At 52.5% G+C, this 25152-nt stretch carries 27 protein-coding genes; 12 read left to right on the forward strand and 15 right to left on the reverse strand.

Features of this window, described 5'->3' with window-relative positions; all coding sequences use genetic code 11:
* Positions 1 to 16: 16 nt before the first annotated feature.
* The 3 genes from CRO33_RS22645 to envC form a co-directional block, all read right to left on the reverse strand.
* A complete protein-coding gene (locus CRO33_RS22645) occupies positions 17 to 1096 on the reverse strand; it encodes a glycosyltransferase family 9 protein (protein WP_058960120.1) in 1080 nt (359 codons plus the stop codon).
* A 129-nt stretch (positions 1097 to 1225) separates the two neighbouring features.
* On the reverse strand, positions 1226 to 2125 hold the full coding sequence (locus tag CRO33_RS22650; RefSeq protein WP_097119690.1) for a divergent polysaccharide deacetylase family protein: 900 nt from the start codon (positions 2123 to 2125) through the stop codon (positions 1226 to 1228).
* Between the two features lie 3 nt (positions 2126 to 2128).
* On the reverse strand, positions 2129 to 3430 hold the full coding sequence (envC, locus tag CRO33_RS22655; protein ID WP_097119669.1) for a murein hydrolase activator EnvC: 1302 nt from the start codon (positions 3428 to 3430) through the stop codon (positions 2129 to 2131).
* A 249-nt stretch (positions 3431 to 3679) separates the two neighbouring features.
* On the opposite strand from envC, the gene CRO33_RS22660 reads away from it, so the two are divergent.
* The 5 genes from CRO33_RS22660 (at position 3680) to cysE (ending at position 6789) form a co-directional block, all read left to right on the forward strand.
* On the forward strand, positions 3680 to 4111 hold the full coding sequence (locus tag CRO33_RS22660) for a rhodanese-like domain-containing protein (protein ID WP_034823789.1): 432 nt from the start codon (positions 3680 to 3682) through the stop codon (positions 4109 to 4111).
* Between the two features lie 17 nt (positions 4112 to 4128).
* The gene (grxC, locus tag CRO33_RS22665; RefSeq protein ID WP_007885328.1) at positions 4129 to 4383 is read left to right on the forward strand and encodes a glutaredoxin 3; all 255 of its coding nucleotides are present in this window, start codon (positions 4129 to 4131) and stop codon (positions 4381 to 4383) included.
* Between the two features lie 39 nt (positions 4384 to 4422).
* Positions 4423 to 4887 carry a protein-export chaperone SecB gene (gene secB / locus CRO33_RS22670; protein ID WP_034823785.1) on the forward strand — a complete coding sequence of 155 codons (465 nt, stop codon included), beginning with the start codon at positions 4423 to 4425 and terminating at the stop codon, positions 4885 to 4887.
* Positions 4887 to 5906: an NAD(P)H-dependent glycerol-3-phosphate dehydrogenase gene (gene gpsA, locus CRO33_RS22675; RefSeq protein ID WP_034823782.1), complete on the forward strand. Its 1020-nt coding sequence runs from the start codon at positions 4887 to 4889 to the stop codon at positions 5904 to 5906. The genes secB and gpsA overlap by 1 nt, the downstream gene beginning before the upstream one ends.
* Before the next feature lie 67 nt (positions 5907 to 5973).
* Entirely contained in the window at positions 5974 to 6789 is an 816-nt protein-coding gene (cysE, locus tag CRO33_RS22680) for a serine O-acetyltransferase (RefSeq protein WP_034823780.1), read from the forward strand.
* Here cysE and trmL read toward each other — a convergent pair.
* Genes trmL through cpxR form a run of 3 tightly spaced genes read right to left on the reverse strand, consistent with a single transcriptional unit; the run spans position 6786 to position 9366 of the window.
* Complete coding sequence (trmL, locus tag CRO33_RS22685) at positions 6786 to 7259, reverse strand: tRNA (uridine(34)/cytosine(34)/5-carboxymethylaminomethyluridine(34)-2'-O)-methyltransferase TrmL (RefSeq protein ID WP_058960119.1); 474 nt, start codon at positions 7257 to 7259, stop codon at positions 6786 to 6788. The two genes, cysE and trmL, sit on opposite strands and share 4 nt — an antisense overlap.
* A 35-nt stretch (positions 7260 to 7294) precedes the next feature.
* Entirely contained in the window at positions 7295 to 8671 is a 1377-nt protein-coding gene (cpxA, locus tag CRO33_RS22690) for an envelope stress sensor histidine kinase CpxA (RefSeq protein WP_034823776.1), read from the reverse strand.
* Positions 8668 to 9366: an envelope stress response regulator transcription factor CpxR gene (gene cpxR, locus CRO33_RS22695; RefSeq protein ID WP_034823774.1), complete on the reverse strand. Its 699-nt coding sequence runs from the start codon at positions 9364 to 9366 to the stop codon at positions 8668 to 8670. The genes cpxA and cpxR overlap by 4 nt, the downstream gene beginning before the upstream one ends.
* A 150-nt stretch (positions 9367 to 9516) precedes the next feature.
* On the opposite strand from cpxR, the gene cpxP reads away from it, so the two are divergent.
* From cpxP to CRO33_RS22720, 5 genes are all read left to right on the forward strand, one after another.
* Entirely contained in the window at positions 9517 to 10029 is a 513-nt protein-coding gene (gene cpxP / locus CRO33_RS22700; protein ID WP_097119670.1) for a cell-envelope stress modulator CpxP, read from the forward strand.
* 200 nt (positions 10030 to 10229) lie between these two features.
* Entirely contained in the window at positions 10230 to 11132 is a 903-nt protein-coding gene (fieF, locus tag CRO33_RS22705) for a CDF family cation-efflux transporter FieF (RefSeq protein WP_034823770.1), read from the forward strand.
* Between the two features lie 207 nt (positions 11133 to 11339).
* Positions 11340 to 12302, forward strand: coding sequence for a 6-phosphofructokinase (pfkA, locus tag CRO33_RS22710; RefSeq protein WP_034823768.1), 963 nt, complete (start codon positions 11340 to 11342; stop codon positions 12300 to 12302).
* A gap of 147 nt (positions 12303 to 12449) precedes the next feature.
* Positions 12450 to 13439 (forward strand): sulfate ABC transporter substrate-binding protein, encoded by a 990-nt coding sequence (locus CRO33_RS22715; RefSeq protein ID WP_034823765.1) that lies wholly within the window; start codon positions 12450 to 12452, stop codon positions 13437 to 13439.
* Positions 13440 to 13569: 130 nt separating this feature from the next.
* Positions 13570 to 14328, forward strand: a complete 759-nt coding sequence (locus CRO33_RS22720; protein WP_097119671.1) for a CDP-diacylglycerol diphosphatase — start codon at positions 13570 to 13572, stop codon at positions 14326 to 14328.
* A 163-nt stretch (positions 14329 to 14491) separates the two neighbouring features.
* On the opposite strand, the gene tpiA is transcribed toward CRO33_RS22720, so the two are convergent.
* The 3 genes from tpiA to fpr all read right to left on the reverse strand — a co-directional run bounded on the left by tpiA (position 14492) and on the right by fpr (position 16812).
* Positions 14492 to 15259: a triose-phosphate isomerase gene (gene tpiA / locus CRO33_RS22725; protein ID WP_097119672.1), complete on the reverse strand. Its 768-nt coding sequence runs from the start codon at positions 15257 to 15259 to the stop codon at positions 14492 to 14494.
* A gap of 120 nt (positions 15260 to 15379) precedes the next feature.
* A complete protein-coding gene (locus CRO33_RS22730) occupies positions 15380 to 15970 on the reverse strand; it encodes a YiiQ family protein (protein ID WP_034823757.1) in 591 nt (196 codons plus the stop codon).
* A gap of 95 nt (positions 15971 to 16065) precedes the next feature.
* On the reverse strand, positions 16066 to 16812 hold the full coding sequence (fpr, locus tag CRO33_RS22735; protein WP_097119673.1) for a ferredoxin--NADP(+) reductase: 747 nt from the start codon (positions 16810 to 16812) through the stop codon (positions 16066 to 16068).
* Between the two features lie 291 nt (positions 16813 to 17103).
* Between fpr and emrD the strand changes: the two genes are divergently transcribed.
* Positions 17104 to 18300, forward strand: coding sequence for a multidrug efflux MFS transporter EmrD (gene emrD, locus CRO33_RS22740; protein WP_058960114.1), 1197 nt, complete (start codon positions 17104 to 17106; stop codon positions 18298 to 18300).
* Here the strand turns inward: emrD and glpX are convergent.
* The 3 genes from glpX to CRO33_RS22755 form a co-directional block, all read right to left on the reverse strand.
* Positions 18290 to 19300: a class II fructose-bisphosphatase gene (gene glpX / locus CRO33_RS22745; RefSeq protein ID WP_097119674.1), complete on the reverse strand. Its 1011-nt coding sequence runs from the start codon at positions 19298 to 19300 to the stop codon at positions 18290 to 18292. The two genes, emrD and glpX, sit on opposite strands and share 11 nt — an antisense overlap.
* 96 nt (positions 19301 to 19396) lie before the next feature.
* On the reverse strand, positions 19397 to 20908 hold the full coding sequence (glpK, locus tag CRO33_RS22750) for a glycerol kinase GlpK (RefSeq protein ID WP_058960112.1): 1512 nt from the start codon (positions 20906 to 20908) through the stop codon (positions 19397 to 19399).
* 29 nt (positions 20909 to 20937) lie between these two features.
* A complete protein-coding gene (locus tag CRO33_RS22755) occupies positions 20938 to 21786 on the reverse strand; it encodes an MIP/aquaporin family protein (RefSeq protein WP_034823747.1) in 849 nt (282 codons plus the stop codon).
* 421 nt (positions 21787 to 22207) lie between these two features.
* On the opposite strand from CRO33_RS22755, the gene zapB reads away from it, so the two are divergent.
* Complete coding sequence (gene zapB / locus CRO33_RS22760; RefSeq protein ID WP_034823745.1) at positions 22208 to 22447, forward strand: cell division protein ZapB; 240 nt, start codon at positions 22208 to 22210, stop codon at positions 22445 to 22447.
* A gap of 53 nt (positions 22448 to 22500) precedes the next feature.
* Here the strand turns inward: zapB and rraA are convergent, their stop codons facing one another.
* From rraA to hslV, 3 genes are all read right to left on the reverse strand, one after another.
* Positions 22501 to 22986: a ribonuclease E activity regulator RraA gene (rraA, locus tag CRO33_RS22765; RefSeq protein WP_034823742.1), complete on the reverse strand. Its 486-nt coding sequence runs from the start codon at positions 22984 to 22986 to the stop codon at positions 22501 to 22503.
* Positions 22987 to 23139: 153 nt separating this feature from the next.
* Complete coding sequence (gene hslU / locus CRO33_RS22770) at positions 23140 to 24477, reverse strand: HslU--HslV peptidase ATPase subunit (RefSeq protein ID WP_045815700.1); 1338 nt, start codon at positions 24475 to 24477, stop codon at positions 23140 to 23142.
* A 5-nt stretch (positions 24478 to 24482) separates the two neighbouring features.
* The gene (gene hslV, locus CRO33_RS22775) at positions 24483 to 25019 is read right to left on the reverse strand and encodes an ATP-dependent protease subunit HslV (protein ID WP_097119675.1); all 537 of its coding nucleotides are present in this window, start codon (positions 25017 to 25019) and stop codon (positions 24483 to 24485) included.
* Between the last annotated feature and the right edge of the window lie 133 nt (positions 25020 to 25152).

Below are 25152 nucleotides of genomic sequence, written 5' to 3' on the forward strand. Positions count from 1 at the left end.
ATCTGGTAGTGTAATTTTAGACTGAAATATTTTTCATCATCACGTTATAAACCTGATCAACGCTTATTTTTCTTAATGGGTAATGCGGATCATCATTAGATTCAGGTTCAATTCTGATAGTCTGATGGATGTGTAAATCCTGATAAGGTCCTGTATGTCTGGGATTAGCACTGACATAAAGACTCACTGTCGGCGTTTCTGCCGTGATAGCAATATGTAGTGGTCCAGTGTCACCTGTGATCAACACATCAAGGTTTTTAATTATCTGTAAGAGTTCAGGTAGGCGAGTCTTACCAATATAAGAGTGAACCCTTGAATGGTATTTATTTTTTAATAAATCAAAGAATGATTTTTCAATGTTTTTATCCTGGGTGGCACCAGTCAATACTATTTTTGCATCTTTGTTATTTTCTAAAATACGCTCTGCTAGTTCAGAAAAATGTTCAACTGGCCAGCAACGGTTTTTCCCGGACGCCCCCATTTGAAAGCCAATTACAGGTCGATAGTTTTCACGTTCTACAGAGTGAATTGCAATGGGAAATTGCATTCTGATATCTGTTGTATTGCATCCAAGAATACTAATCAGGTCGAGTTTGCGCTGAATAATATGAACATCTGTTGCCGATGAATAATGATCTATCCAGTGATTAAAGACGGTATTGTCACTTCTGAAATTATCTCTAATAATGTATTTTGAGCCAGACAGGCGTGCGCAGAGAATGTCATAGCCCAATGTTGAATGCAGTAGCACAGTCATATCAGGTTTGAATTTTCTCATTCTCCTGATTACGCGATGGGAATGAACTATTTTATTATCCCAGATGACTATTTCATCAAACCATTGACTTTTTTCAACGAGATCACGGTTTTTATCACTGGATACCAGCATGAGCCTGGCCTCTGGATAGCGATGCTTTATGGCTTTGATCGCAGGAGTATTAAAAAGGAGATCTCCTAATGCGGTCGTTGAGAAAATAACAATGCGCTTAAACTCATGATTTGAGCTTAGCGGTGTCTTGTTTTTGTCAATCTGGCTCAGTCTGGCATGTAAACTGAGTACGTTATTGATTACGTTTATTTTCCAAAGCTTTTTCATTATTCCATTTCACCCTAAGAACCTGGCAAATTTGACATCAGTCGCGGGAATTAATTTCGTAATGATAACGAAAAAAACGCTAGTCCCGAATGGGGCTAACGCTAATTTTCAAAAACGTTGATGATTGCGTTAAAAAAGTAAACCTAACTGATTGATTAACTTACTACCTGCCACATTTTCAATCACTATTTCAACGGCTCGACTTTGCGGCACTGGCGGCAGTGGTTTACTGACCTTACACACCCCCGGAGCACGGAATTTCGGCGCTGGAGATTTATCGGTTGTCGTCGGAGCTTTACCCTGATGCACAGGCTCATTCAGCAACTGACTTGGGCGGACCAGCGTAATATCGCCAGGCAGTGATAGCAGCATCTGTTGCAGCACACGGACGGTGGTTGGGTGCGGATGGCCAATCGCAATGGCATAACCATCGCGCTGTGCCAGTTTTACGGCACGGGTAAACTGTTCGCGAATCGATGCCTCATTCTGACTATCGTCAAGGAATACCCGGCGTTTCAGCACCTTAACATGCGTACCTTGTGCCGCTGGAATAGACTGGCTATTGCCAATCGTCATGCTATCGAGAAAGTAGTAATTGTACTGATTTAGCACCTGCATCACTTTCTGCATGCCAGGCAGGCTGGAGGTCATTTTGCTGCCCATATGGTTGTTCAGCCCCACAGCGAAGGGCACTTTACCCGAGGCATCCCGAACAATGCGTGCGATCTCTTCGCTGCTCATCTCTGGGGTTAAGGTATCTTTTTCCAGCGGCTGCTTACTGAGCGGTGCCATTGGCAAGTGAATCAACACCTCATGACCACCCTGATGTGCTTTTGTCGCCATCTCACGAGCATGAGGTGCATTCGGCAATACAGCGACCGAAATCGCAGCGGGCATTTGCAGCACTTTATTCTCTTCAACCGGACGATAACCGAAGTCATCAATCACAATTGAGAGTTTACCTGCCTGAGCCGATAGTGTGAAAAACAGTGCGCAGAACGCAATTGAGAGCTTTTGAGGCTGAAACAACACTTATCTTCCTAACCACGGTAGTGGATTGACGGCCTGTCCCTGACGTCGGATTTCAAAGTAGAGCGAAGGCGTGCCGCGGCCGCCACTGGTACCCACGAGGGCGATAGGCTGTCCTGCCTTCACCTGAGTACCCACGCTCACCAGCGCACTTTGGTTGTAGCCATAAAGACTCATATCGCCTTTACCATGTTCCAATACCACAACCAGGCCGTAGCCTTGTAGCCAGTCGGCCATCAGTACGCGTCCATCGGCGATGGCTTTCACTTCGGTGCCTTCTGGTGCATCAATCACCAGACCTTTCCAGCGCAGTTCACCCTGCATGGATTCACCGAAGCGGTGTTCAATACGTCCATTCACCGGCCATACCGCCTGCCCACCAGGCTTTCCGAGGCCACCGGTGCGCGCCATCAACTCACGTTCGCTTTGTGTGGGTTGATAACTTGATCCCTTGGCTTTTGCCTGCGCCTGACGCTGGCGTACTTTTTCTGCCTCGCGTGCTTCACGTTCGGCACGCTCACGCGCTTCGCGTTCGGCTTTGGCAATTTTATCCTGCAGACGGCTTTCGTTTTCTCGCATCTCAACCAAATCGGCCTGATCTTTTTCCAGCGAGCTTTCCAATACTGTCAGGGTTTTCTTACGTGCCGCACTGGCGGTTTCCAGTTTGGCCTGCTGCGACTGCTGTTGGGCTAACAGGGATTTTTGTTGTTCCTGCTTACCTTGCAATGCCTGACGCTGCTCGGACAGCTGTTGCTGAGTTTGTTTGAGATCGTCGATGTTTTTCTGGCGTGCAGCATTAAGGTAGCCGAAATAGGCAAGTATGCGTTCACTGCGTTGTGCTTCTTCACCACCCAGCAGCAGCTGTAACCCATTGTGTTGGCCTTGTCGGAAAGCCGCATCCAATTGTTGAGCCAGCAGTTTTTCCTGCTGAGCTTGCTGTTTTTCCAGACGAGAGATGGAGGTGGTAATTTGTGTGATTTCGCCGTCGAGCGCGGTCAAGCTATTGCGCGTTTCCCTAAGCTGCCGGCTGGCTTGCGCAATCACTTTTTCCTGACTTTGCAGTTGATCGAGAAGTTTGCTGCGCTGTAATTTCTGCGCTTTAACGCTTTTCTCTTTGTTAGCAATATCCTGCTGAATGGACTTGAGCTGGGTTTTACTGTCATCCGCACTGTGCGCGTAAACGGGCAATAACAGTGCGCCCGCGCAGAGCAAGCTCAGGGAGATTTCGGACCAGCGAAATGACAACGGATGCGCTGGGCCGTTGTGACAGGTCCTTGTGTGTGTAACGGTCGCTTTTCCCTTCATAGTCGATAATTATTCCACGATGAACAGCCGCTTACCAGTTATCCCGGGCGGGTTTTGCTTTACGAAAGATGTCGGTGCCGAGCTTAGCGGCATAAACCTTGACTCAATTTTGCGATTAGAACACTTTTTTTGGAAAATGACGCACAAATCGTAACTCTGCCCGCTTCGCGACTGTACATGCTAAGTGGCGCAGGTATACTCAGAACCCTTGTTTTAGCTTATTAGCCCGGTCTGGAGTCGTTACCCCTCATGCAAGAAATTATGCAGTTTGCAAGCAATCACACCATCCTTAGTCTGGCATGGGTTGTTTTACTCGTTCTGGTGATTGTGACCACCGTTAAAGGAATGTTCTCTAAGGTAAAAACCATCAGCCGTGGTGAAGCAACCCACCTGATCAACAAAGAGGATGCGGTGGTTGTAGACGTGCGTTCGCGCGATGATTATCGCAAAGGGCACATTTCAGGTGCGGTGAATATTGCAGCGGCTGACATCAAAAAAGGGAGCTTTGCCGAACTGGAAAAGCACAAGTCCCAGCCCATAATTGTGGTATGTGCCACTGGTCAGAGCGCGGGTGAGTCAGCCGCTAAATTGAGCGCTGAAGGTTTTGAAAAAGTCTCCGTGCTGAAAGATGGCGTGAGCGGCTGGAGTGGTGAGAATCTGCCGCTGGTACGCGGTAAATAATTCCCAGAGGTAACCGCATGGCTAATGTTGAGATTTACACCAAAGTCACATGCCCTTATTGCCACCGGGCAAAAGCATTGTTGGATCAGAAAGGTGTTTCGTTCCAGGAGATTCCTATTGATGGGAACGCGGCGAAACGTGAAGAGATGATTCAGCGAAGCGGGCGTACGACAGTTCCCCAGATTTTTATTGATGCGCAGCACATTGGTGGCTGTGACGATCTTTACGCGCTGGATGGGCGTCAGGGACTGGATCCCTTACTCCAGGCATAATTTTTCGGTCAGACAATTTAACTCACAGGATTTAGTAACATGTCAGAACATAGCACAAACGAAATGCAGTTCCAGATTCAACGTGTTTATACCAAAGACGTTTCTTACGAAGCGCCAAACGCGCCTCAGGTTTTCCAGAAAGAGTGGGAACCGGAAGTGAAACTGGATCTGGACACCGCTTCATCTCAGCTGGCTGATGAAGTCTACGAAGTTGTTCTGCGCGTTACCGTGACAGCAACCGTTGGCGAAGACACCGCATTCCTGTGCGAAGTTCAGCAGGCAGGTATCTTCACTATCGGCGGTATCGAAGGCACTCAGATGGCACATTGCCTCGGTGCATACTGCCCGAACATTCTGTTCCCGTATGCACGTGAATGCATCACCAGCCTCGTGTCTCGTGGTACTTTCCCTCAGCTCAATCTGGCGCCAGTTAACTTTGATGCCCTGTTCATGAACTATCTGCAGCAGCAAGGTGAAGGCGAAGCGCCACGTCAGGATGCCTGATGACTACCCTCAACGCTTCGATTAGCGTCATCGGTGCCGGCTCGTACGGCACCGCATTGGCCATTACTCTGGCCCGTAACGGCCATCCGGTTCTGCTCTGGGGCCACAATCCGCAAAGCGTGGCGCAGCTCCAGGCTGACCGATGTAATGCCGCTTTCCTGCCTGATGTACCTTTCCCTGACAATCTTGTTCCCGAAGCCGATTTGGCAACGGTGGTGAATGCCAGCCGCGATCTGTTGGTGGTGGTGCCTAGCCACGTATTTGGCGACGTTCTCACCCAGTTGAAGCCGCATCTGCGTGCAGACTCACGTATTGTCTGGGCAACCAAAGGTCTCGAAAAAGAGACTGGCCGTCTTTTGCAGGATGTTGCGCGTGAAATCCTTGGCGATCAAATTCCGCTGGCCGTGGTTTCCGGACCAACTTTCGCGAAAGAACTTGCGGCGGGTATGCCTACAGCGATAGCGCTGGCGGCCACTGATGCGCAGTTCGCTGAGGATCTGCAGCAAAAACTGCACTGCGGTAAAAGCTTCCGCGTTTATAACAATCCGGACTTCATCGGCGTGCAACTGGGTGGCGCGGTGAAAAACGTGATTGCTATTGGTGCCGGTATTTCTGATGGCATCGGTTTTGGTGCTAACGCACGAACCGCACTGATTACCCGTGGGCTGACGGAGATGAGTCGCCTTGGCGCCGCTCTTGGAGCCGATCCCACCACCTTTATGGGCATGGCGGGGCTGGGCGATTTAGTGCTGACCTGTACCGATAATCAATCCCGCAATCGTCGTTTTGGCATGATGCTGGGACAAGGCGAGAGCGTTGATGAGGCGCAGCGCATTATCGGACAAGTTGTAGAAGGGTACCGAAACACCAAAGAAGTCAAAGCATTGGCGGCGAGAATGGGTGTTGAAATGCCGATAACCGAGCAGATTTATCAGGTACTGTATTGCGAAAAATCGGCGCGAGAGGCAGCATTGAGTTTACTTGGCCGTGCAAGGAAGGACGAAAACAGCCAAAGCTGAAGCAGGATGCTCAGCTAAATCACCTGCAGCGCCTCTCAGGCGCTTTTTTTATCGGGAGCACAGAGCAATGTCGTCAGAAGAGTTAGAACTGGTCTGGAACAACATCAAAGCTGAAGCCAGAGCGCTGGCTGATTGTGAACCCATGCTGGCCAGTTTTTATCACGCGACTTTGCTGAAGCACGAAAATCTTGGCAGTGCACTAAGCTACATGCTGGCGAACAAACTCGCCAACCCGATCATGCCAGCCATTGCGGTACGCGAAATCGTTGAGGAAGCGTATCGTGAAGATCCAGAGATGATTGTCTCTGCAGCTTACGATATTCAAGCCGTGCGCCAGCGCGATCCTGCCGTTGATAAGTATTCAACGCCATTGCTGTATCTGAAAGGCTTCCATGCATTACAGGCTTATCGCATCGGCCACTGGCTCTGGAAAGAGGGCCGCCGCGCGTTAGCCGTCTATCTGCAGAACGAAATCTCCGTCTCCTTTGCAGTGGATATCCACCCGGCAGCCCGTATTGGTCGCGGCATCATGCTCGATCATGCTACCGGTATCGTGATTGGTGAAACCGCCGTAGTGGAAAATGACGTGTCGATTTTGCAGTCGGTCACGCTAGGCGGTACCGGAAAAACCAGCGGCGATCGCCATCCGAAAATCCGTGAAGGTGTGATGATTGGCGCAGGTGCCAAGATTCTCGGTAACATTGAAGTGGGGCGCGGCGCGAAAATTGGTGCGGGTTCGGTGGTACTACAACCGGTGCCGCCGCATACCACGGCAGCCGGTGTGCCTGCGCGTATCGTTGGCAAACCCACCAGCGATAAACCTTCGATGGATATGGACCAACTCTTCAACGGCGCGGGCTTCGAGTACGGCGACGGAATTTAGCTCTTGATCAGTGCGCCAGCATAATCAAGCTGGCGCCACGCTTCATACACCACCACAGATACCGCATTCGACAGATTCATACTGCGACTTTCAGCCATCATTGGGATGCGGATCTTCTGCTCTGCTGGCAGCGCGTTCAGTATCTCTGCCGGCAAACCACGGCTCTCAGGTCCAAACAATAAATAATCCCCTTTCTGATAGCTCACAGCGCTGTGGGCAGGTGTGCCTTTGGTGGTGAGTGCAAACAGACGCTGTGGTGCTTCAGACTCGATAAACGCAGTGTAATTGGCGTGTTTTTTGAGTGAGGTGTATTCGTGATAATCGAGCCCGGCGCGGCGCAGGCGCTTGTCATCCCAGGCAAAGCCCAGCGGCTCAATCAGATGCAATTGGAAGCCTGTATTGGCACACAAGCGGATGATATTGCCCGTATTTGGCGGAATTTCTGGTTCAAATAAAACGATGTTCAGCATAAGGCCCCCGGAAACGAGGGCCGAAGCATAGCAAATTATTGACGAGCGGAGTACAGCGGCAACCAGAGTGTAAGGCGCAGCCCCCCTAATGGGCTGTCATCGGCTTTCACCCAACCGCGATGCTGTTGCACGGCTGTTTCCACAATCGCCAGTCCGAGACCGGTGCCACCAGATTCACGGTCGCGTGCTTCATCAGTGCGATAGAAGGGGCGGAAAATCTGCTCGCGATCTTCAGCGCTGACGCCTGGGCCATCGTCATCAACGTGAACGGTAATACCCTGAATATCCACCGAGAAACTCACGCTGATATGCGTGTGGGAATAACGCAGCGCATTACGCACGATGTTTTCCAGTGCGCTCTCCAGGGCATGCGGGTTGCCGTACAGTGGCCACGGACCAGGCGGATACGGCACATCCATGGTTTTACCCATCTGCTCGGCTTCAAATTTGGCATCTTCCAGTACACCGTTCCACAGCTGGTTCGCCTTCATCGCTTCACTGACTAAGGCATTTTTATGCTGAGTGCGTGAGAGCACCAGCAAATCGTTAATCATGCCATCAAGCCGCTGGGCTTCCGTTTCGATACGCTGAAGTTCTTTACCTTCACCATTGCGACGGCGCAGTAGGGCGGTAGCCAACTGCAAACGTGTCAGTGGCGTGCGTAATTCATGACTGATATCGGATAACAAACGCTGCTGTGCGGTCATCATGCGTTCAAGTGCGCTCACCATTTGGTTGAAACTTGAACCTGCTGCCAGGAATTCCTGTGGACCGGATTCCAGTTCAGGATGCTGGCGTAAGTTTCCGCTCGCCACTTCATCGGCAGCATGTTTCAGTTTGCGCGCTGGACGCGCCAGGCTCCACGCCAGCCATAACAGCAGTGGCGAGCTAATCAGCATGGTGACAATCAACAGCAATAACGGACGGTCGAACAGTAAATTGACGAAGTCCAGTTGAGAACTGGTGGCGGGGCGGATCAGGTAGAGCTGATAGTTATCTTCACCATCCTGCACGGCGAACGGGCCCACCATCTCCACACGACCATACTTTTTCTTCTGCGGATGATCGGCATTATCAGACTGGCCGATAAAGTTACGAATCACCTGCATTTCATTATGCTGCGCCCCGATCACCCGGCCTTCGCTGGTCACCAATAACAAGCGTTGGCCGGGTGGGGCCCATTTGTCGATGGCGCGAAAGAGCCTTCGCCACCACATCAGGTCGTTAGGGGGATCTTGCGATAACTCAGCTTCAACATGCTGTTCAATCATGGTGCCCTGTCGTTGCTCACTTTCCAGCAGTGCAGTCATCTGGCGTGAGTCGAGTTTGGGCACCATCAAAACCAGCATCAACACCAGCGCCAGGGTGAGCCAGAAAATGGCGAAGATGCGGGTGGTCAAACTTCCAATCATGATGCCGAAACCATCAGATAGCCGCGTCCGCGTAGCGTTTTAAACCACGGATGACCATCACGACGTTCCGGCAATTTACGACGCAGGTTTGAAATGTGCATATCAATCGCGCGGTCAAACGGCGTCAGGCGTTTACCCAGCACTTCCTGACTGAGGTGCTCACGCGACACGACCTGACCTAAGTGCTGTGCCAGCAAATAGAGCAGAGTGAATTCCGTGCCCGTCAGATCCAGCGTTTCACTATCGAAGCTGGCTTCCTGGCGGCCTGGGTTGAGGCGCAGGCAATCCACTTCCAGCGTGGGTGAACTATTGTCATGCTGCTGTTGTTGTTCGCTCCAGTTTGAACGGCGCAAAATAGCCCGAATACGCGCCACCAGTTCACGGTCATTAAACGGTTTTGGTAGATAGTCATCCGCGCCCAGCTCAAGGCCAAGAACACGATCCAACTCACTACCACGAGCGGTCAGCATAATGACCGGAGTTTGGTGCTGTTGTCGTAATTCTTTCAACGTATCAATACCGTTCTTCTTCGGCATCATGACGTCGAGTAATAACAAGTCAACGCTGTTATCCAGCAGGTTAAGCGCCTGCTCGCCATCGCTGGCGACAATCACCTCAAAACCTTCCATCTCAAGCAGTTCTTTAAGCAGCGAAGTTAATTCGCGGTCGTCATCAACCAACAGGATTTTATTCATTTTTTGTTGCCCTCCGCAGGCAAAATACCGTGTTCCTTGACTTGCAATCCAACGCTTTACGTAGTTTTACACCCCCTGACGGATGTTTGCAGCTATCGCCGTACACTAGCTCTCGTTGAATCGCAAAACGGAACGAACTGGGAGTAAACGATGCGCTACTTAACCGCCGTCGTCATTGCCTCAGCGATGGTTCTCAGTCACGCCAGCGCAGAAGCAGCAGACACGACGACGATTGACGAGATGCATCATAACGGCGGATTGACGACAGGCAGTATGACGCAAAATCCGCAAAGCCACATGTTCGATGGCATTGAGCTGACTGAACAACAGCGGCAACAGATGCGAGACCTGATGCAGCAAGCACGACATGAGCGCCCGGCTATGAGCGTTCAGGATATTGAAACTATGCATGACCTTGTCATTGCAGACAAATTTAACGAATCGGCTATCCGACAGCAGGCAGAGAAACAAGCCCGCGCGCAGATAGAACTGCAAGTTGAGATGGCTCGGGTTCGCAACCAGATGTATCACCTGCTAACGCCTGCACAGCAAGCGACATTGCAGAAGAATTATGAGCGGCGACTTAACGATATGCGTCAGCTCTCAGGATTGCAGTCATCATCACCGCTGCATGCAGTGAGTAGTACCAGCAGTAACCAGTAACATAGTATCCCTGTTTTCCTTGCCATAGACACCATCCCTGTCTTCCCCCGCATGATGCGGGGGTTTTTTTTATCTGCCAATCCTGTGCTGCATCATCACCTTAATATTCATTTCACGCAGCTTACGCTTGCCGATGATAAACTTGAGCCATTATGTGACTAAAGGCGTTGCGCTGAGCAGACGCTTCTATGAGGCATGGCATGGATCCCTCCTACGCGAAACTCGTCAACCGCGCGGCGCTGGCGGCAACGACGCTGGCGACATTACTGTTGATCGTGAAAATTTTTGCCTGGTGGCTGACTGGCTCAGTCAGTATGTTGGCCGCCCTGGTCGATTCACTGGTGGATATCGCTGCATCGCTCACCAATTTACTGGTGGTGCGCTATTCACTCCAGCCTGCGGACGCTGATCACACCTTCGGCCACGGTAAAGCGGAGTCGCTTGCCGCACTGGCACAAAGCATGTTTATTTCCGGCTCGGCACTGTTTTTATTTCTCACGGGTATTCAGCATCTGGCCTCACCCAATATATTACGTGCGCCGCTGGTCGGTATCGTCGTCACTGTGGTCGCCCTTTTGTCCACCCTGTTACTGGTGACTTTCCAGCGCTGGGTGGTGCGTCGGACACGCAGCCAGGCGATACGTGCGGATATGCTGCACTATCAATCTGACGTGGTGATGAACGGCGCGATCCTGGTGGCTTTGGTGTTAAGCAGCTATGGTTTTGTCCGGGCAGATGCGCTCTTTGCGCTGGGGATTGGGGTGTACATCCTCTATAACGCTTTGCGCATGGGTTATGAAGCGGTGCAATCTTTGCTGGACCGCGCATTGCCGGAAGAAGAGAAGCAGGCGATTATCGATTTGGTTAGCGACTGGCCAGGTGTGCGCGGTGCCCATGCACTGCGTACGCGTCAATCCGGGCCAACCCGTTTTATCCAGCTTCATCTGGAAATGGATGACCACCTGCCGCTGGTGCAGGCGCATCAGGTAGCGGATCAGATCGAGCAAGCACTCCGGCTTAAGTTTCCCGGTTCGGATGTTATCATCCATCAGGATCCCTGTTCGGTGGTGCCTGAAAATCAGCAAGGCTTTTTCCAGTTTTAGCGTTTAAATATCATGGCGTTGCGTTATAAAAATGACGTAACGCTAACAACTCTGTAAAAAAATAGCGAAAACTTGTCTGACCTGAATCAATTCAGCATCAAGCCTTTGATATACTATCTGCAACTATTAAGCCGCACGATCGTGAGCGGGTTTACACCGGTCGGCAGGCAGGAATAATCCTTAGTTTTGAACAATCCAGAGGTTGTCATGATCAAAAAAATCGGAGTACTGACCAGCGGCGGTGACGCCCCAGGCATGAACGCAGCCATCCGCGGAGTTGTCCGTTCCGCGCTGAGTGAAGGCCTTGAAGTTTTTGGTATCTACGACGGCTATCTGGGTTTGTATGAAGACCGTATGATCAATCTCGACCGATACAGCGTGTCCGACATGATCAACCGTGGCGGCACTTTCCTCGGTTCTGCGCGCTTCCCGGATTTCCGTAATGAGGAAGTTCGTCAGGTTGCCATTGAGAACATGAAGAAGCGCGGCATTGACGCGCTGGTGGTCATCGGCGGTGACGGTTCCTACATGGGTGCCAAACGTCTGACGGAAATGGGTTTCCCGTGCATTGGTCTGCCAGGCACCATCGATAATGACGTTGCCGGTACCGATTACACCATCGGTTACTTCACGGCGCTGGAAACCGTGGTTGAAGCGATTGACCGTCTGCGCGACACCTCCTCTTCGCATCAGCGCATTTCCATCGTGGAAGTGATGGGTCGTTACTGCGGCGATCTGACTCTGGCTGCTTCCATCGCCGGCGGTTGTGAATTCATCGTGCTGCCGGAAATTCCTTATACCCGTGAAGAACTGGTCGAAGAGATCAAAGCGGGTATCGCCAAAGGTAAAAAACACGCCATTGTGGCCATTACCGAACACATCTGTGATATCGACGATTTGGCGCATTACATCGAAGCAGAAACCAAACGCGAAACACGTGCAACGGTGCTTGGGCATATTCAGCGTGGCGGTGCACCATGCGCTTACGACCGTATCCTGGCGTCACGTATGGGTGCCTACTCCATCGAACTGCTGTTGCAGGGCTACGGCGGACGTTGTGTCGGTATTCAGAATGAGAAGATGGTGCATCACGACATCATTGACGCGATTGAAAACATGAAGCGCCCATTCAAGCGCGACTGGCTGGATACGGCGAAAAAACTCTACTAATCAAACTAAAATAGGGCGCGGCCTCCACCGTGCCCTTTTTTATTCCCACTTATATTCTCTCCAGTTATAACCACTTATTTTTAATTCTTTAATCATTGAATTGGTTTATGTCAGTCTTGTTCTATAACGACCTCGGGAGAGCAAGCAATGAACAAGTGGAGTATTGGTGTCACCCTGTTACTGGCTTCCACCAGTGTTTTGGCAAAGGATATCCAGCTGTTAAACGTTTCTTACGATCCAACGCGTGAGCTGTATGAGCAGTACAACAAAGCGTTTAGCGCACACTACAAGCAGGAAACGGGTGACAATGTGGTGATCCGTCAGTCTCATGGCGGTTCAGGGAAGCAGGCGACCTCTGTGATCAACGGCATTCGTGCTGATGTCGTGACCCTGGCGCTGCAGTCTGACGTGGATGCTATTGCTGACCGTGGACGGATCGATAAAAACTGGATTAAGCGCCTGCCAGACAACTCCGCCCCTTATACTTCCACCATCGTGTTCCTGGTCCGTAAGGGCAACCCGAAGGGCATTCATGACTGGAACGATTTAATTAAACCCGGCGTATCGGTGATCACCCCGAACCCGAAAACCTCAGGTGGCGCACGCTGGAACTATCTGGCCGCATGGGGCTGGGCACTGGATCAAAACAACGGTGACCAGGCCAAAGCGCTGGCGTATGTGAAGGCGCTGTTCAAGAACGTAGAAGTGCAGGATTCGGGTGCACGTGGCGCCACCAACACCTTCGTAGAACGTGGCATCGGCGATGTGCTGATTGCCTGGGAAAACGAAGCGTATCTGGCAGTGAACAAGCTGGGTAAAGACAAGTTCGAAATCGTCACGCCAAGCGAATCGATTCTGGCAGAACCAACCGTTTCGGTGGTCGATAAGGTGGTGGATGAGCAGGGCACGCGTAAAGTTGCCGAAGATTACCTGAAGTATCTCTACTCACCAGAAGGCCAGACCATCGCAGCGGAAAACTTTTATCGTCCACGCGATCCTGAAGTCGCGAAAAAGTTTGCCAGCACCTTTGCGCCGGTGAAACTGTTCACTATCGACAGCAAGTTCGGTGGCTGGACGCAAGCGCAGAAAGCGCACTTCGCCGATGGTGGTAGTTACGATCAGGTCATGAAACCGTAATCCTCATCGCATCAAACTGAAACGGTCAGCCTGATGCTGGCCGTTTTGCATTACAGTGCAGTAAAAGTCCGTGACATTGCCCAGACGGCAGGCGAGGATGCTGGCAGGTGATGAACAGAGGAATTCGGCCATGCAGGGAAGTCGTCGCACCCTGAAGTTGCTAACCGTTTTACTGCTGGTGCTGATTGTCGGACTGATCGTCAGCGCCTTCCATTTCCAGAAAAACTCCAATGCCCTCTGGCAGATCATCAGTGAAAAGTGCGAGCCCAATCTGGCGAAGAGTGGCAATCCCGCCCCTTGTCAGCAAGTGAATACGGCACAGGGTTATGTCACGCTGAAAGACCTCAACGGTCCACTGCAGTATTTACTGATGCCGATTGAAAAAATCACTGGCATGGAAAGCCCGATTATTCTCGAACCCACCACGCCCAATCTGTTTGCCGCCGCCTGGCTGCAGCGCAGTCTGTTGGCCAAAAAACGCGGTGCACCGATTGATGATAGCGTGCTGTCACTGGCGATTAATGCGCAATATGGCCGTACGCAGAATCAACTGCACATCCACATCTCCTGTCTGCGTCCTGATGTGCGCCAGCGGCTTGATGCGTTAAGCCCTAAGCTCAATGAACAGTGGCAACCAGCCACGCTGCGCAAACATCGCTATTTGATTCGCACACTGTCGACGGCTGAACTGGCGCAGCAAAGTGTCTTTATTCGTCTGGCGACTGAAGTGCCTAATGCGCGCAGCGAGATGGGAAAATATGGGATGGCACTGGCGGAATTACCGGATGGGCGCTTAGCGTTGCTGGCGCTGGAACGTAACTGGTTAATGCTAAACAGCGGTTCTGCGGAGGAGTTGCAGGACCACCAATGCCAGATTTTGAACCATTAACCATGGTTTCCAATATAAAGCTTCAATGAAACGTATAAGCACGCTGGAGGGTTCCAGAACTGTTTCATCACATCTTCCTCAGTGTATGAGTTACATGTCTCAGTACGAATCTCTGGCAATAAAAAAGGCGGCTCATCAGCCGCCTTGTTCCACACCGAAAAACTTAGGCGTTTTTCGCTGCTGCAGCTGCTTTCACGATCACTGCGAACGCATCGGCTTTCAGTGAAGCACCGCCAACCAGCGCGCCATCGATATCTGGCTGGGTGAACAGTTCTGCGGCATTTTTGTCGTTAACAGAACCGCCGTACTGAATGATAACCTGCTGAGCAATCGCCGCATCTTTCTTCGCGATATGGTCACGAATGAATTTGTGCACGGCCTGGGCCTGCGCTGGAGTGGCTGATTTGCCGGTACCGATTGCCCAGACTGGCTCATAGGCGATAACAACGCCTTCGAACGCGGCAGCACCCTGGGTTTCCAGCACGGCGTCGATCTGGCGTGCGCACACTTCTTCAGTCTTGCCCGCTTCGTTCTCTGCTTCAGTTTCACCGATGCACAGGACTGGTACCAGGCCGGCTGCTTTCAGAACAGCAAATTTCTTGGCGATGAACTCGTCGCTTTCATTGTGGTAAGTACGACGCTCAGAGTGGCCGATGATGATGTATTTCGCGCCGACATCTTTCAGCATTTCTGCGGAGGTTTCACCGGTGAATGCGCCAGACAGGTTAACGTCAACGTTCTGTGCACCCAGTGCAATGTGGCTGCCGGAGACGGCGTGTTTTGCCAGGTCAAGATAGAGAGTGGGTGGAGCAATTGCTACGCCACAACCTTCAACACCAGACAGCTCTTTGCGCAGACCTTCAATCAGCTCGCCTGCCATGTGCTTGCTGCCATTCAGTTTCCAGTTACCCATAACCAGTGGATGTCGCATTCTTTCCTCCGCATAACGCGATTCATGAAATAGCGCTGCCATCGGGCAGCGATGTCTGCCAGACAGTATAGAGATCAAACGTGTCGCTGGCTTTGCTTTTCGTCATTTTTGCCGCGGTGATCAAGGGGTCGCGAGCGCCAGTTTTATTGGCTCAACCGCGAAGGTTAATCCTTTGTCACCGTTATCCGCGACCACAAAACGCAATGCGCCTTCAGTACTGGCAAAATAGCGTGCGCCTTTGCCTGCGCTGAGCAATGCATCAAGCTTTTTGCGTCCATCTGCAGGCGATAAACCTGGGACAAAAAATCGCAATAATGCTGTCATGTAATCCATCGCACGTGCCTGCGCGGCTTTCATATCCGGGCCGGGAACCGGTAGCCAGGTAATTTGCAGCGTTTTGATTTTTCCGGTGCCCTGCTCCAGCGCGGTAGAAGCATAGAGTGTTTCATTGATCTTGCTGGCGGCGCGCGTCAGGTTGCTTTTATCGTCTCGATTATCAATCGCACGATATTCCTGCAACGGCAGGTCCGGATTCGTTGCGTTGTACTTCTCGCGGAACTGCGCGATGGTCATATCGAAGGTGGGGGCACCTGCCAATAGATAAGGGGCGGCAGGCAGGTGATCGCTTCGATCCTGCGGTGTCGCATCCTCCGCCCAGGCGGGAAATGTCAGCGCGACGCTCAAGAGCAGCGCGACTGGCAGGTTCTTCATTGCTTCGGCCCTAAATCATTCACTTAGCCCACGATTAGAACGGTTTTTACCGACCAAAGTCAAAACCCGCACAGGGAAAATTCACACCGCATGGATTACCAGTAATGCTCGCTGGTCATATGGCCGGGTTTGCGTTTGAAATGTTTACGCATCTCACGCGTATCTTTCAGCAATTGCTGGGTATCGCGCACCATTTGCGGGTTACCACACAGCATCACGTGGCTGGTGTCAGCGGTCATCGGCAAACCCACCGCACGTTCAAGTTCACCGCTCTCAATGAGCTGCGGAACACGACCGTGCAGCGAACCGGCGATCTCTTCGCGACTCACCACCGTCTGAATATGCAATTTGCCCTGATAACGCTGTTGCAGCTGCTGCATCAACGGCAGGAAGCTCAGGTCATCGGCGAAACGTGCCGCATGTACCAGCACAATGTTATCAAACCGTTCCAGGTCTTCGCCCTGTTGCAGAATCGATAAATAAGGACCGATCGCCGTGCCAGTGGCCAGCATCCAAAGCGTGCTGCAGTCGGGAATTTCATCGAGTACAAAGAATCCGGCGGCTTCTTTGGTCACCATCACCTGATCGCCAGGCTGCAATGCCTGCAAACGTGGACTGAGCTTACCCTCTGGCACCGTGACCAGATAGAACTCCAGTAAGGGATCGCGCGGTGCATTCACATATGAATAGGCGCGTTGCACGCGTTCACCATCAATTTCCAGCGCCAGCTTGGCAAACTGCCCGGCGGTAAAGGTATCAATCGGCGCGGTAACGCGCAGGCTGAACAGTGCATCGGTCCAGTTTTTCACTTCTTTCACTTCCGCATTGATCCACTCTGCCATGATCGCTCCTTATTATTGATTATTCAGGCGTATCACTATCATCGTCAGCCCTCTCACAGATTTCCAGCCCAGCGGAGAGTAAAGGGCTCTCAGCGACAAATCATGCGCACTCCACATCAACTGTAGCGGTCGGGTTACGACCCGGTACGTAATCTTGACACCACTGTGCCAGTCGCTTTGCGCTCACCTCTCGATTTGTAACGCAATCCTGATATTTTTGCCGCCATTAATCGCCAGCAGCACTTTTTTAGTGCTGCTTTTATTTTGTTTCTCAGGCAGACATTTTGTTCCATGTTGAAGAATAAAACACAAAACCGCTTCCTGTTATTCATGCTGATCGTGCTGGTGGCGGTCGGACAGATGGCGCAAACCATCTATGTGCCGGCGATGGCGAACATGGCCGAAGCCCTGAACGTACGCAGTGGCAGCATGCAGCAGGTCATGGCCGCTTATTTGATGACCTATGGTGGATCACAACTGATCTATGGTCCGTTGTCAGATAGCTTTGGCCGTCGTCCGGTGATCCTTATCGGTATGACGATCTTTGCCGTGGGGGCATTGATCGCCATGTTTGCGCCATCACTGCAGATTTTGGTGCTGGGCAGCGCGGTGCAGGGTTTGGGTACTGGCGTCGCGGGGGTGATGGCGCGCACTATGCCGCGCGATCTCTATTCCGGTATCGCCCTGCGCCAGGCCAATAGTCTGCTGAATATGGGAATTCTGGTGAGCCCGCTGCTGGCACCGGTGATTGGCGCGCTACTGACGCACCTGTTTGGCTGGCACGCTTGTTTTGCCTTTCTGCTGTTGCTGTGCGTCGGCGTCACAGCTTCCATGGCGCGCTGGCTACCCGAAACGCGTCCCGTGGATACGCCTGCCACACCGTTTCTGCGCCGTTATGCCACCTTACTTAGCGACGGGAATTTTATCCGCTATCTGCTGCTGCTGGTGGGCGCCCTGGCAGGCATCGCTGTGTTTGAAGCCAGCTGTGGCGTGTTGATGGGGGGCGTGCTCGGTCTGGATGGCATCACCGTCAGCATTCTGTTTATCCTGCCAATCCCGGCCGCCTTTTTTGGTGCGTGGTTTGCCGGACGCGAGCAGAAGTCCTGGCATACGCTGATGTGGTACGGCGTGAACAGTTGCTTGCTGGCGGGTCTGCTGATGTGGATTCCGGCATGGTTCGGCATCATGAATATCTGGACACTGCTGGTGCCTGCCGCACTGTTCTTCTTTGGTGCCGGGATGCTGTTCCCATTGGCAACATCCGGTGCGATGGAGCCGTATGCATGGTTAGCAGGGAGTGCGGGCGCGCTGATTGGTGGCATACAGAATTTGGGCTCTGGCGTAATTGCCTGGCTGTCGGCGCTACTGCCGCAGCACGATCAGTCGAGCCTCGGCATGCTGATGTTTGTCACATCGCTGGTGATGCTGCTGTGCTGGTGGCCGCTCTCACGTCATCCGGAGAGCGGCAAACAGGCGATTACAGGATAAACTGATGCAGCGCCGCGTCTTTGCGATCCAGATAATGGATCGACTGGATGCGGCGGATGGTGCGTGATTTACCGCGCACCAGCAGGGTTTCGCTGGTAGCGATGTTGCCTTTGCGTGTAATGCCTTTGAGCAGGTCACCGGTGGTGATACCGGTGGCGGCGAAAATCACATTATCGTTACGCGCCATCTCTTCCAGCTTCAGCACTTCTCCGGCTTTAATGCCCATTTCAACACAACGTTGCAGCTCCTGCTCGCCCAAACGACGGTTCTCTTCACTGTCGCCTTTGACGTCGTGGCGCGCCAATAGGCGAGCCTGCATGTCGCCATCCATTGCACGGATCACTGCAGCGGACACCACACCTTCTGGCGCACCGCCGATACCGTAAAGCACATCCACTTCACTGTCAGGCATGCAGGTCAAAATCGAGGCCGCAACATCACCATCCGGGAAGGCAAACACACGCACGCCGAGCTGCTGGAGCTGAGCGATCACCGCGTCATGGCGCGGCTTAGCCAGAATCGACACGGTCAGCTGGCTGAGGGGTTTATCCAGAGCGATGGCGATGTTCTTCAGATTGGCTTCGAGCGGCAGGTTGAGATCGATAGCACCGCGCGCGCCGGGCCCGACAATCAGTTTTTCCATGTACATATCAGGTGCGTGCAGGAAGCTACCTTTATCGCCCACGGCTAATACTGCCAGTGCGTTGGCCTGACCCATCGCCGTCATGCGTGTGCCTTCGATAGGATCGACAGCGATATCCACCGCATCCCCACGGCCGGTACCGACTTTTTCACCGATATAGAGCATCGGCGCTTCGTCGATTTCGCCTTCGCCAATCACAATCTGACCGTCGATATCAATGGTATTGAGCATAATGCGCATGGCGTGGACGGCTGCACCGTCGGCCGCATTTTTATCGCCGCGTCCTAACCAGTGATAGCCCGCTAATGCAGCGGCTTCGGTCACACGGGAAAATTCAATCGCGAGTTCTCGTTTCATGGTTGCACCTGATAAAAAACAGGCAGGCAGTGTAACACGGAGGGGAAAGCAGGGCGGGGAGAAAAACCCGCGGCAGGGTGCCGCGGGTCAAAGGTATTACTCAGCGTCTTCCCACGCTTGCGCACGCGCCACGGCTTTCTTCCAGCCTGCATAGCGCACGTTGCGTTCGGTGGTTTCGATGCTTGGGCGGAACTCACGTTCAACGACCGCTTTCGCACGTACTTCCTCCAGATCGCTCCAGAAGCCCACCGCCAGGCCAGCAAGGTAAGCTGCACCCAGCGCGGTCACTTCACGTACTTCCGGACGCTCAACGCGCGTACCGAGAATGTCTGACTGGAACTGCATCAGGAAGTTGTTGGCGACCGCACCACCGTCCACGCGCAGAGATTGCAAACGGGTGCCTGCATCGTTCTGCATCGCTTCCAGCACGTCACGTGTCTGATAAGCAATCGATTCCAGGGTTGCACGGATGATGTGATTTGCGTTGGCACCGCGCGTCAGACCGAAGATGGCGCCACGGGCATACGGATCCCAGTAAGGCGCACCCAGACCGGTAAACGCAGGCACCATGTAGACGCCGTTGGTGTCTTTCACTTTCAGGGCGAAGTATTCAGAGTCCGTTGAATCACTGATCAGCTTCATCTCATCACGCAGCCACTGAATGGAGGCACCGCCGATGAACACCGCACCTTCCAGTGCGTAGTTCACTTCGCCACGCGGGCCGCAAGCAATGGTAGTCAGCAGACCGTGCGTTGAAGTCACGGCTTCGGTGCCGGTGTTCATCAACATGAAGCAGCCGGTACCGTAGGTGTTTTTCGCCATACCCGGTTGTACGCACAGCTGGCCGTACAAGGCTGCCTGTTGGTCACCTGCAATACCCGCGATTGGAATACGCGTACCGCCTTTACCCCCGATGTTGGTCTGGCCGTAGATTTCAGAAGAGCCTTTCACTTCCGGCAGCATTTCGCGCGGAATATCGAGGATCTCCAGCATACGCTCATCCCACTCCAGCTTGTGGATGTTGTACATCATGGTACGAGAGGCGTTGGTGTGGTCGGTGATGTGCACACGCCCCTGGGTCATTTTCCATACCAGCCAGGTATCAACGGTACCAAACAGCAGCTCGCCACGTTTTGCACGCTCGCGCGCACCTTCAACGTTGTCGAGGATCCACTTCACTTTGGTGCCTGAGAAGTAAGGGTTAATCACCAGACCGGTGGTGTGCTGGATGTACTCTTCCAGACCCTCTTTCTTCAGCTTGTTACAATAGTCCGCTGTACGTGGATCCTGCCAGACGATGGCGTTATAGATCGGCTTACCGGTCTCTTTATCCCACACGATGGCAGTTTCACGTTGGTTGGTGATACCAATCGCGGCAATTTCATCAGAACGGATGTCGGCATGGGCCAGCACTTCGACCAGCGTTGAGCTTTGTGACGCCCAGATGTCCATTGGGTCGTGTTCTACCCAGCCCGCTTTCGGGTAAATCTGGGTGAATTCGCGCTGCGAGACGGCGACGATGTTCGCGTCATGATCGAGTACCACGGCACGCGAGCTGGTCGTGCCCTGATCGAGCGCGAGAATGTATTTTTTATCAGTCGTAGTCATTTTATTTTCCTGATGATTAACGATGAAACTTACGCTTTACGCTGCTCAGCGCGTGCGACCGGTTTTTCTGTTTTGCTGGCTTCCGCCACGTTGACCGGCAGGTTACGGCCAATCAGTGAACGGTAACCGAAGGCTCCGAGGCAAGCACCCACCAGTGGGCCAAAAATCGGAACCAGGAAGTAAGGAATATCTTTGCCGCCGGTGAAGGCCACATCACCCCAACCTGCGATGAAGGCGAACAGCTTAGGACCGAAGTCACGCGCCGGGTTGAGTGCGAAGCCGGTGAGCGGGCCCATTGAACCACCAATCACGGCAACCAGCAGACCAATTAACAGCGGAGCCAGTGGACCACGTGGTACGCCATTGCCGTCATCGGTCAGCGCCATGATCACCGCCATCAGTACCGCCGTAATCACCATCTCAACCAGGAACGCCTGACCGACACTGATGTGCGGGTTAGGGTAGGTTGAGAAGATACCGGCCAGATCGAGGCTCTGCACGCTGCCTCGCACCATTTGATGGCTGGCTTCATAATCAAAGAACAAATTGTAGTAGAGGCCATAAACCAGCGCCGCCGCACAGAAGGCACCGGCAACCTGCGCCAGGATGTAAGGCAGCACTTTGCGGCCTTCAAAGTTAGCAAACAGGCACAGCGCGACCGTTACCGCTGGATTCAAATGCGCGCCGGATACGCCCGCACTGAGATATACGGCCATGGAGACAGCAAGACCCCAGATAATACAGATTTCCCACTGACCGAATGCGGCACCAGCCAGTTTTAATGCAGCAACACAGCCTGCACCAAAAAAGATGATCAAACCGGTACCGAGAAACTCGGCGATGCATTGACCTTTTAGTGTGTTCGTTGTCTGACTCATAATGGCATTCCTGAAGCGAGGTTAAATTTTATCAGTTTTTGTTCTCAATCCATGAGTCACCCAGCTCTTATGTAGGGCTGATGTGAATTTATCGTTAACGAGCATAAACGAGAAATAGCGAAATCGAAATATGTGTACTCCGTCATAAAAATGCGCGTTTTCGCGTCTTTTACCTTTCTTTAAGGGCCATTAACCCTGCTTTACTTAAGTCCAATATCGTGACCGCGCGCAAAAATGCGCGATCGTGAGCATTTTTTTAAGCATTAACTGAAAAGTGTTACAGACTGCCCGTGCAGGCCTTGTGTCGCTGGACTTGCGGGGTGTGGCTACATACAATCGGGACATCGTGGCTGGACGCACCATAACAAGGCAGTCCCAGCACCATCAACGCCTTGCAAGAGATTTAGGAGAGGTCATAAAGATGTCATTTGAAGTGTTCGAGAAACTGGAAGCCAAAGTACAGCAGGCGATTGATACCATCACCCTGCTACAGATGGAAATCGAAGAACTGAAAGATCAGAATAATACGCTGCGCAACGAAGCTAGCCAGGCTTCCGGCAACCAGGATGCACTGGTGCGTGAAAACCAGCATCTGAAAGAAGAACAGCACGTGTGGCAGGAGCGTCTGCGTGCACTGTTGGGAAAAATGGAAGAGGTTTAAGCGTCTATGCTTAAACCCATGACGGGTGCTGCGGCACCCGTTTTTGTTGAGGCTTACTCGATATCGAGGGCGTCTTCCGACAGAATGATGCCGGTGTTATCGGCATAAAGATGGTCTCCAGAGAAGAAGGTTACGCCGCCAAAGTTAACGCGCACGTCACTTTCGCCAATCCCTTCTCCCGCCGCACCGACCGGAATCGCGGCAATCGCCTGAATACCAATTTCCAGCTCTTCCAGATCGTCCACCTGACGCACTGAGCCGTAGATCACCAGGCCTTCCCACTCGTTTTGCGCTGCCAGACGCGCCAGTTGCGCATCAACCAGAGCACGACGTACCGAGCCGCCGCCATCAATCACTAACACGCGACCCCGGCCATTCTCTTCCAGCAGATCGTAAAGCAGGCCGTTGTCTTCGAAACATTTCACTGTGGTGATTTGCCCACCGAATGAGGTGCGTCCGCCAAAATTGGAAAAGAGCGGTTCAACCACGTTCACTTCTTCATGGTAGATGTCACAGAGTTCGGAAGTATCGTATTTCATGAGGGTATCGTCTGTTTGCCACAGGAGCGGTAAGTATATCGCTATCTGACGATTGTTGGCAAAATCATCACCCGCTAAAAAAAGCGCTGCATCAATATCCTGCGTAAAAAAATGCCCGGCACAGTGGCCGGGCAGCGGATAACGATGGAACCTTTACAGAATAAAGCGGCTGAGATCTTCGTCGGCCACCAATTCGTCCAGATGCTTGCCTACGTAATCAGCATCGATGGTGATGGATTCGCCGTTGCGATCGCTGGCGTCATAGGAGATGTCTTCCATCAGACGCTCCAGCACCGTGTGCAGACGACGCGCACCGATGTTTTCAGTCGTTTCGTTCACCTGCCATGCGGCTTCGGCGATGCGACGGATGCCGTCTTCGGTGAAATCAACGTTCACGCCTTCAGTGCCCATCAGTGCTTTGTACTGTACGGTCACAGAAGCGTTTGGCTCCGTCAGAATACGTTCGAAATCATTCACGGTCAGCGCCTGCAGCTCTACACGAATCGGCAAGCGACCCTGCAGTTCTGGAATCAGATCTGACGGGCTGGCGACCTGGAACGCGCCTGAAGCGATAAACAGAATGTGGTCGGTTTTCACCATGCCGTGCTTGGTGGACACGGTGCAGCCTTCCACCAGTGGCAGCAAGTCGCGCTGTACACCTTCGCGTGATACATCCGGGCCGCCCGCATTCTGGCCGCCGCGCTTACAGATCTTATCGATTTCATCAATGAACACGATACCGTGCTGCTCAACGGCTTCGATGGCGTCTTGCTTCAGCTCTTCCGGATTCACCAGTTTTGCCGCTTCTTCTTCAATCAGCAGCTTCATGGCTTCTTTGATCTTCAGCTTGCGCGCTTTCTGCTTCTGTCCGCCGAGGTTCTGGAACATCGACTGCAGCTGGCTGGTCATCTCTTCCATGCCTGGAGGCGCCATGATTTCAACACCGGCTGCGGATGCGGCCAGATCGATCTCAATCTCTTTATCATCCAGCTGGCCTTCACGCAGTTTCTTGCGGAAAGACTGACGGGCCGCAGAAGGTTCGGCAGTGTGCTCAGCCTGGCCCCAGTTATTTTTCGCTGGTGGGATCAGCACATCAAGAATGCGCTCTTCCGCCATCTCTTCGGCGCGGTATTTGTTTTTCTCGATGGCCTGACTGCGCACCATTTTGATGGCAGAGTCGGTCAGATCGCGAATAATTGAGTCGACTTCTTTCCCCACGTAACCCACTTCGGTGAATTTCGTGGCTTCGACTTTGATGAAAGGCGCGTTGGCGAGTTTTGCCAGACGACGCGCGATTTCGGTTTTACCGACACCGGTCGGGCCAATCATCAGGATGTTTTTTGGCGTCACTTCATGTCGCAGCTCTTCGTCGAGCTGCATGCGGCGCCAGCGGTTACGCAGCGCAATCGCCACGGCCTTCTTTGCGCCGTCCTGGCCGATAATAAAGCGGTTAAGCTCGCTGACAATCTCGCGGGGAGTCATCTCAGACATGATGTTTAGTCCTTAGCCTTAGACGGTAATTCTTCAAAGTTGATGTTGTGGTTGGTGTAAATGCAGATATCGCCAGCGATGTTCAGCGCCTTCTCAACGATATCGTGCGCACCAATGTCGGTATTCTCCAGCAGGGCACGAGCCGCTGCCTGGGCGTAAGGCCCACCAGAACCGATAGCAATCAGATCATTTTCCGGCTGAATGACGTCACCATTACCGCTGATGATCAGTGAGGAGTTCTCATCAGCTACCGCCAGCAGCGCTTCAAGACGGCGCAGCATGCGATCGGTACGCCAGTCTTTTGCCAGTTCGACCGCGGCTTTCACCAGGTGGCCTTGATGCATTTCCAGCTTGCGCTCGAACAGTTCAAACAGGGTGAAGGCATCTGCGGTGCCGCCAGCAAAACCAGCGATCACTTTATCATTGTAGAGACGACGCACTTTCTTCACGTTGCCTTTCATCACGGTATTGCCGAGCGTAGCCTGGCCATCACCGCCAATCACGACTTGGCCGTTGCGTCGTACACTTACTATTGTTGTCACGGGCAGACCCCTTGTTGCAGTGGATAAGTAACTTCGCGCACAGAGCGCGAAGTATCATGCAACCAGATATGGGGTAGGTTTGGAGGGTTTCAACCCCGAGATTTGTCTTACTTGAAATGGCCGGTACGTTGGC

The sequence above is a fragment of the Pantoea sp. GL120224-02 genome, from assembly GCF_900215395.1.
GTDB classification, from domain to species: Bacteria; Pseudomonadota; Gammaproteobacteria; order Enterobacterales; family Enterobacteriaceae; genus Pantoea; species Pantoea communis.

Excerpts from the sequence above, each read along its gene's own strand:
- CRO33_RS22755 (WP_034823747.1), bottom strand. The coding sequence starts at position 21,786 with ATGAGTCAGACAACGAACACACTAAAAGGTCAATGCATCGCCGAGTTT.
- tpiA (WP_097119672.1), bottom strand. The coding sequence starts at position 15,259 with ATGCGACATCCACTGGTTATGGGTAACTGGAAACTGAATGGCAGCAAG.
- CRO33_RS22645 (WP_058960120.1), bottom strand. The coding sequence starts at position 1,096 with ATGAAAAAGCTTTGGAAAATAAACGTAATCAATAACGTACTCAGTTTA.
- cysE (WP_034823780.1), top strand. The coding sequence starts at position 5,974 with ATGTCGTCAGAAGAGTTAGAACTGGTCTGGAACAACATCAAAGCTGAA.
- fieF (WP_034823770.1), top strand. The coding sequence starts at position 10,230 with ATGGATCCCTCCTACGCGAAACTCGTCAACCGCGCGGCGCTGGCGGCA.
- rraA (WP_034823742.1), bottom strand. The coding sequence starts at position 22,986 with ATGAAATACGATACTTCCGAACTCTGTGACATCTACCATGAAGAAGTG.
- CRO33_RS22660 (WP_034823789.1), top strand. The coding sequence starts at position 3,680 with ATGCAAGAAATTATGCAGTTTGCAAGCAATCACACCATCCTTAGTCTG.
- grxC (WP_007885328.1), top strand. The coding sequence starts at position 4,129 with ATGGCTAATGTTGAGATTTACACCAAAGTCACATGCCCTTATTGCCAC.
- secB (WP_034823785.1), top strand. The coding sequence starts at position 4,423 with ATGTCAGAACATAGCACAAACGAAATGCAGTTCCAGATTCAACGTGTT.
- cpxP (WP_097119670.1), top strand. The coding sequence starts at position 9,517 with ATGCGCTACTTAACCGCCGTCGTCATTGCCTCAGCGATGGTTCTCAGT.
- cpxA (WP_034823776.1), bottom strand. The coding sequence starts at position 8,671 with ATGATTGGAAGTTTGACCACCCGCATCTTCGCCATTTTCTGGCTCACC.
- hslU (WP_045815700.1), bottom strand. The coding sequence starts at position 24,477 with ATGTCTGAGATGACTCCCCGCGAGATTGTCAGCGAGCTTAACCGCTTT.
- pfkA (WP_034823768.1), top strand. The coding sequence starts at position 11,340 with ATGATCAAAAAAATCGGAGTACTGACCAGCGGCGGTGACGCCCCAGGC.
- trmL (WP_058960119.1), bottom strand. The coding sequence starts at position 7,259 with ATGCTGAACATCGTTTTATTTGAACCAGAAATTCCGCCAAATACGGGC.
- gpsA (WP_034823782.1), top strand. The coding sequence starts at position 4,887 with ATGACTACCCTCAACGCTTCGATTAGCGTCATCGGTGCCGGCTCGTAC.
- cpxR (WP_034823774.1), bottom strand. The coding sequence starts at position 9,366 with ATGAATAAAATCCTGTTGGTTGATGACGACCGCGAATTAACTTCGCTG.
- CRO33_RS22720 (WP_097119671.1), top strand. The coding sequence starts at position 13,570 with ATGCAGGGAAGTCGTCGCACCCTGAAGTTGCTAACCGTTTTACTGCTG.
- zapB (WP_034823745.1), top strand. The coding sequence starts at position 22,208 with ATGTCATTTGAAGTGTTCGAGAAACTGGAAGCCAAAGTACAGCAGGCG.
- CRO33_RS22715 (WP_034823765.1), top strand. The coding sequence starts at position 12,450 with ATGAACAAGTGGAGTATTGGTGTCACCCTGTTACTGGCTTCCACCAGT.
- emrD (WP_058960114.1), top strand. The coding sequence starts at position 17,104 with ATGTTGAAGAATAAAACACAAAACCGCTTCCTGTTATTCATGCTGATC.
- fpr (WP_097119673.1), bottom strand. The coding sequence starts at position 16,812 with ATGGCAGAGTGGATCAATGCGGAAGTGAAAGAAGTGAAAAACTGGACC.
- CRO33_RS22730 (WP_034823757.1), bottom strand. The coding sequence starts at position 15,970 with ATGAAGAACCTGCCAGTCGCGCTGCTCTTGAGCGTCGCGCTGACATTT.
- glpK (WP_058960112.1), bottom strand. The coding sequence starts at position 20,908 with ATGACTACGACTGATAAAAAATACATTCTCGCGCTCGATCAGGGCACG.
- envC (WP_097119669.1), bottom strand. The coding sequence starts at position 3,430 with ATGAAGGGAAAAGCGACCGTTACACACACAAGGACCTGTCACAACGGC.
- glpX (WP_097119674.1), bottom strand. The coding sequence starts at position 19,300 with ATGAAACGAGAACTCGCGATTGAATTTTCCCGTGTGACCGAAGCCGCT.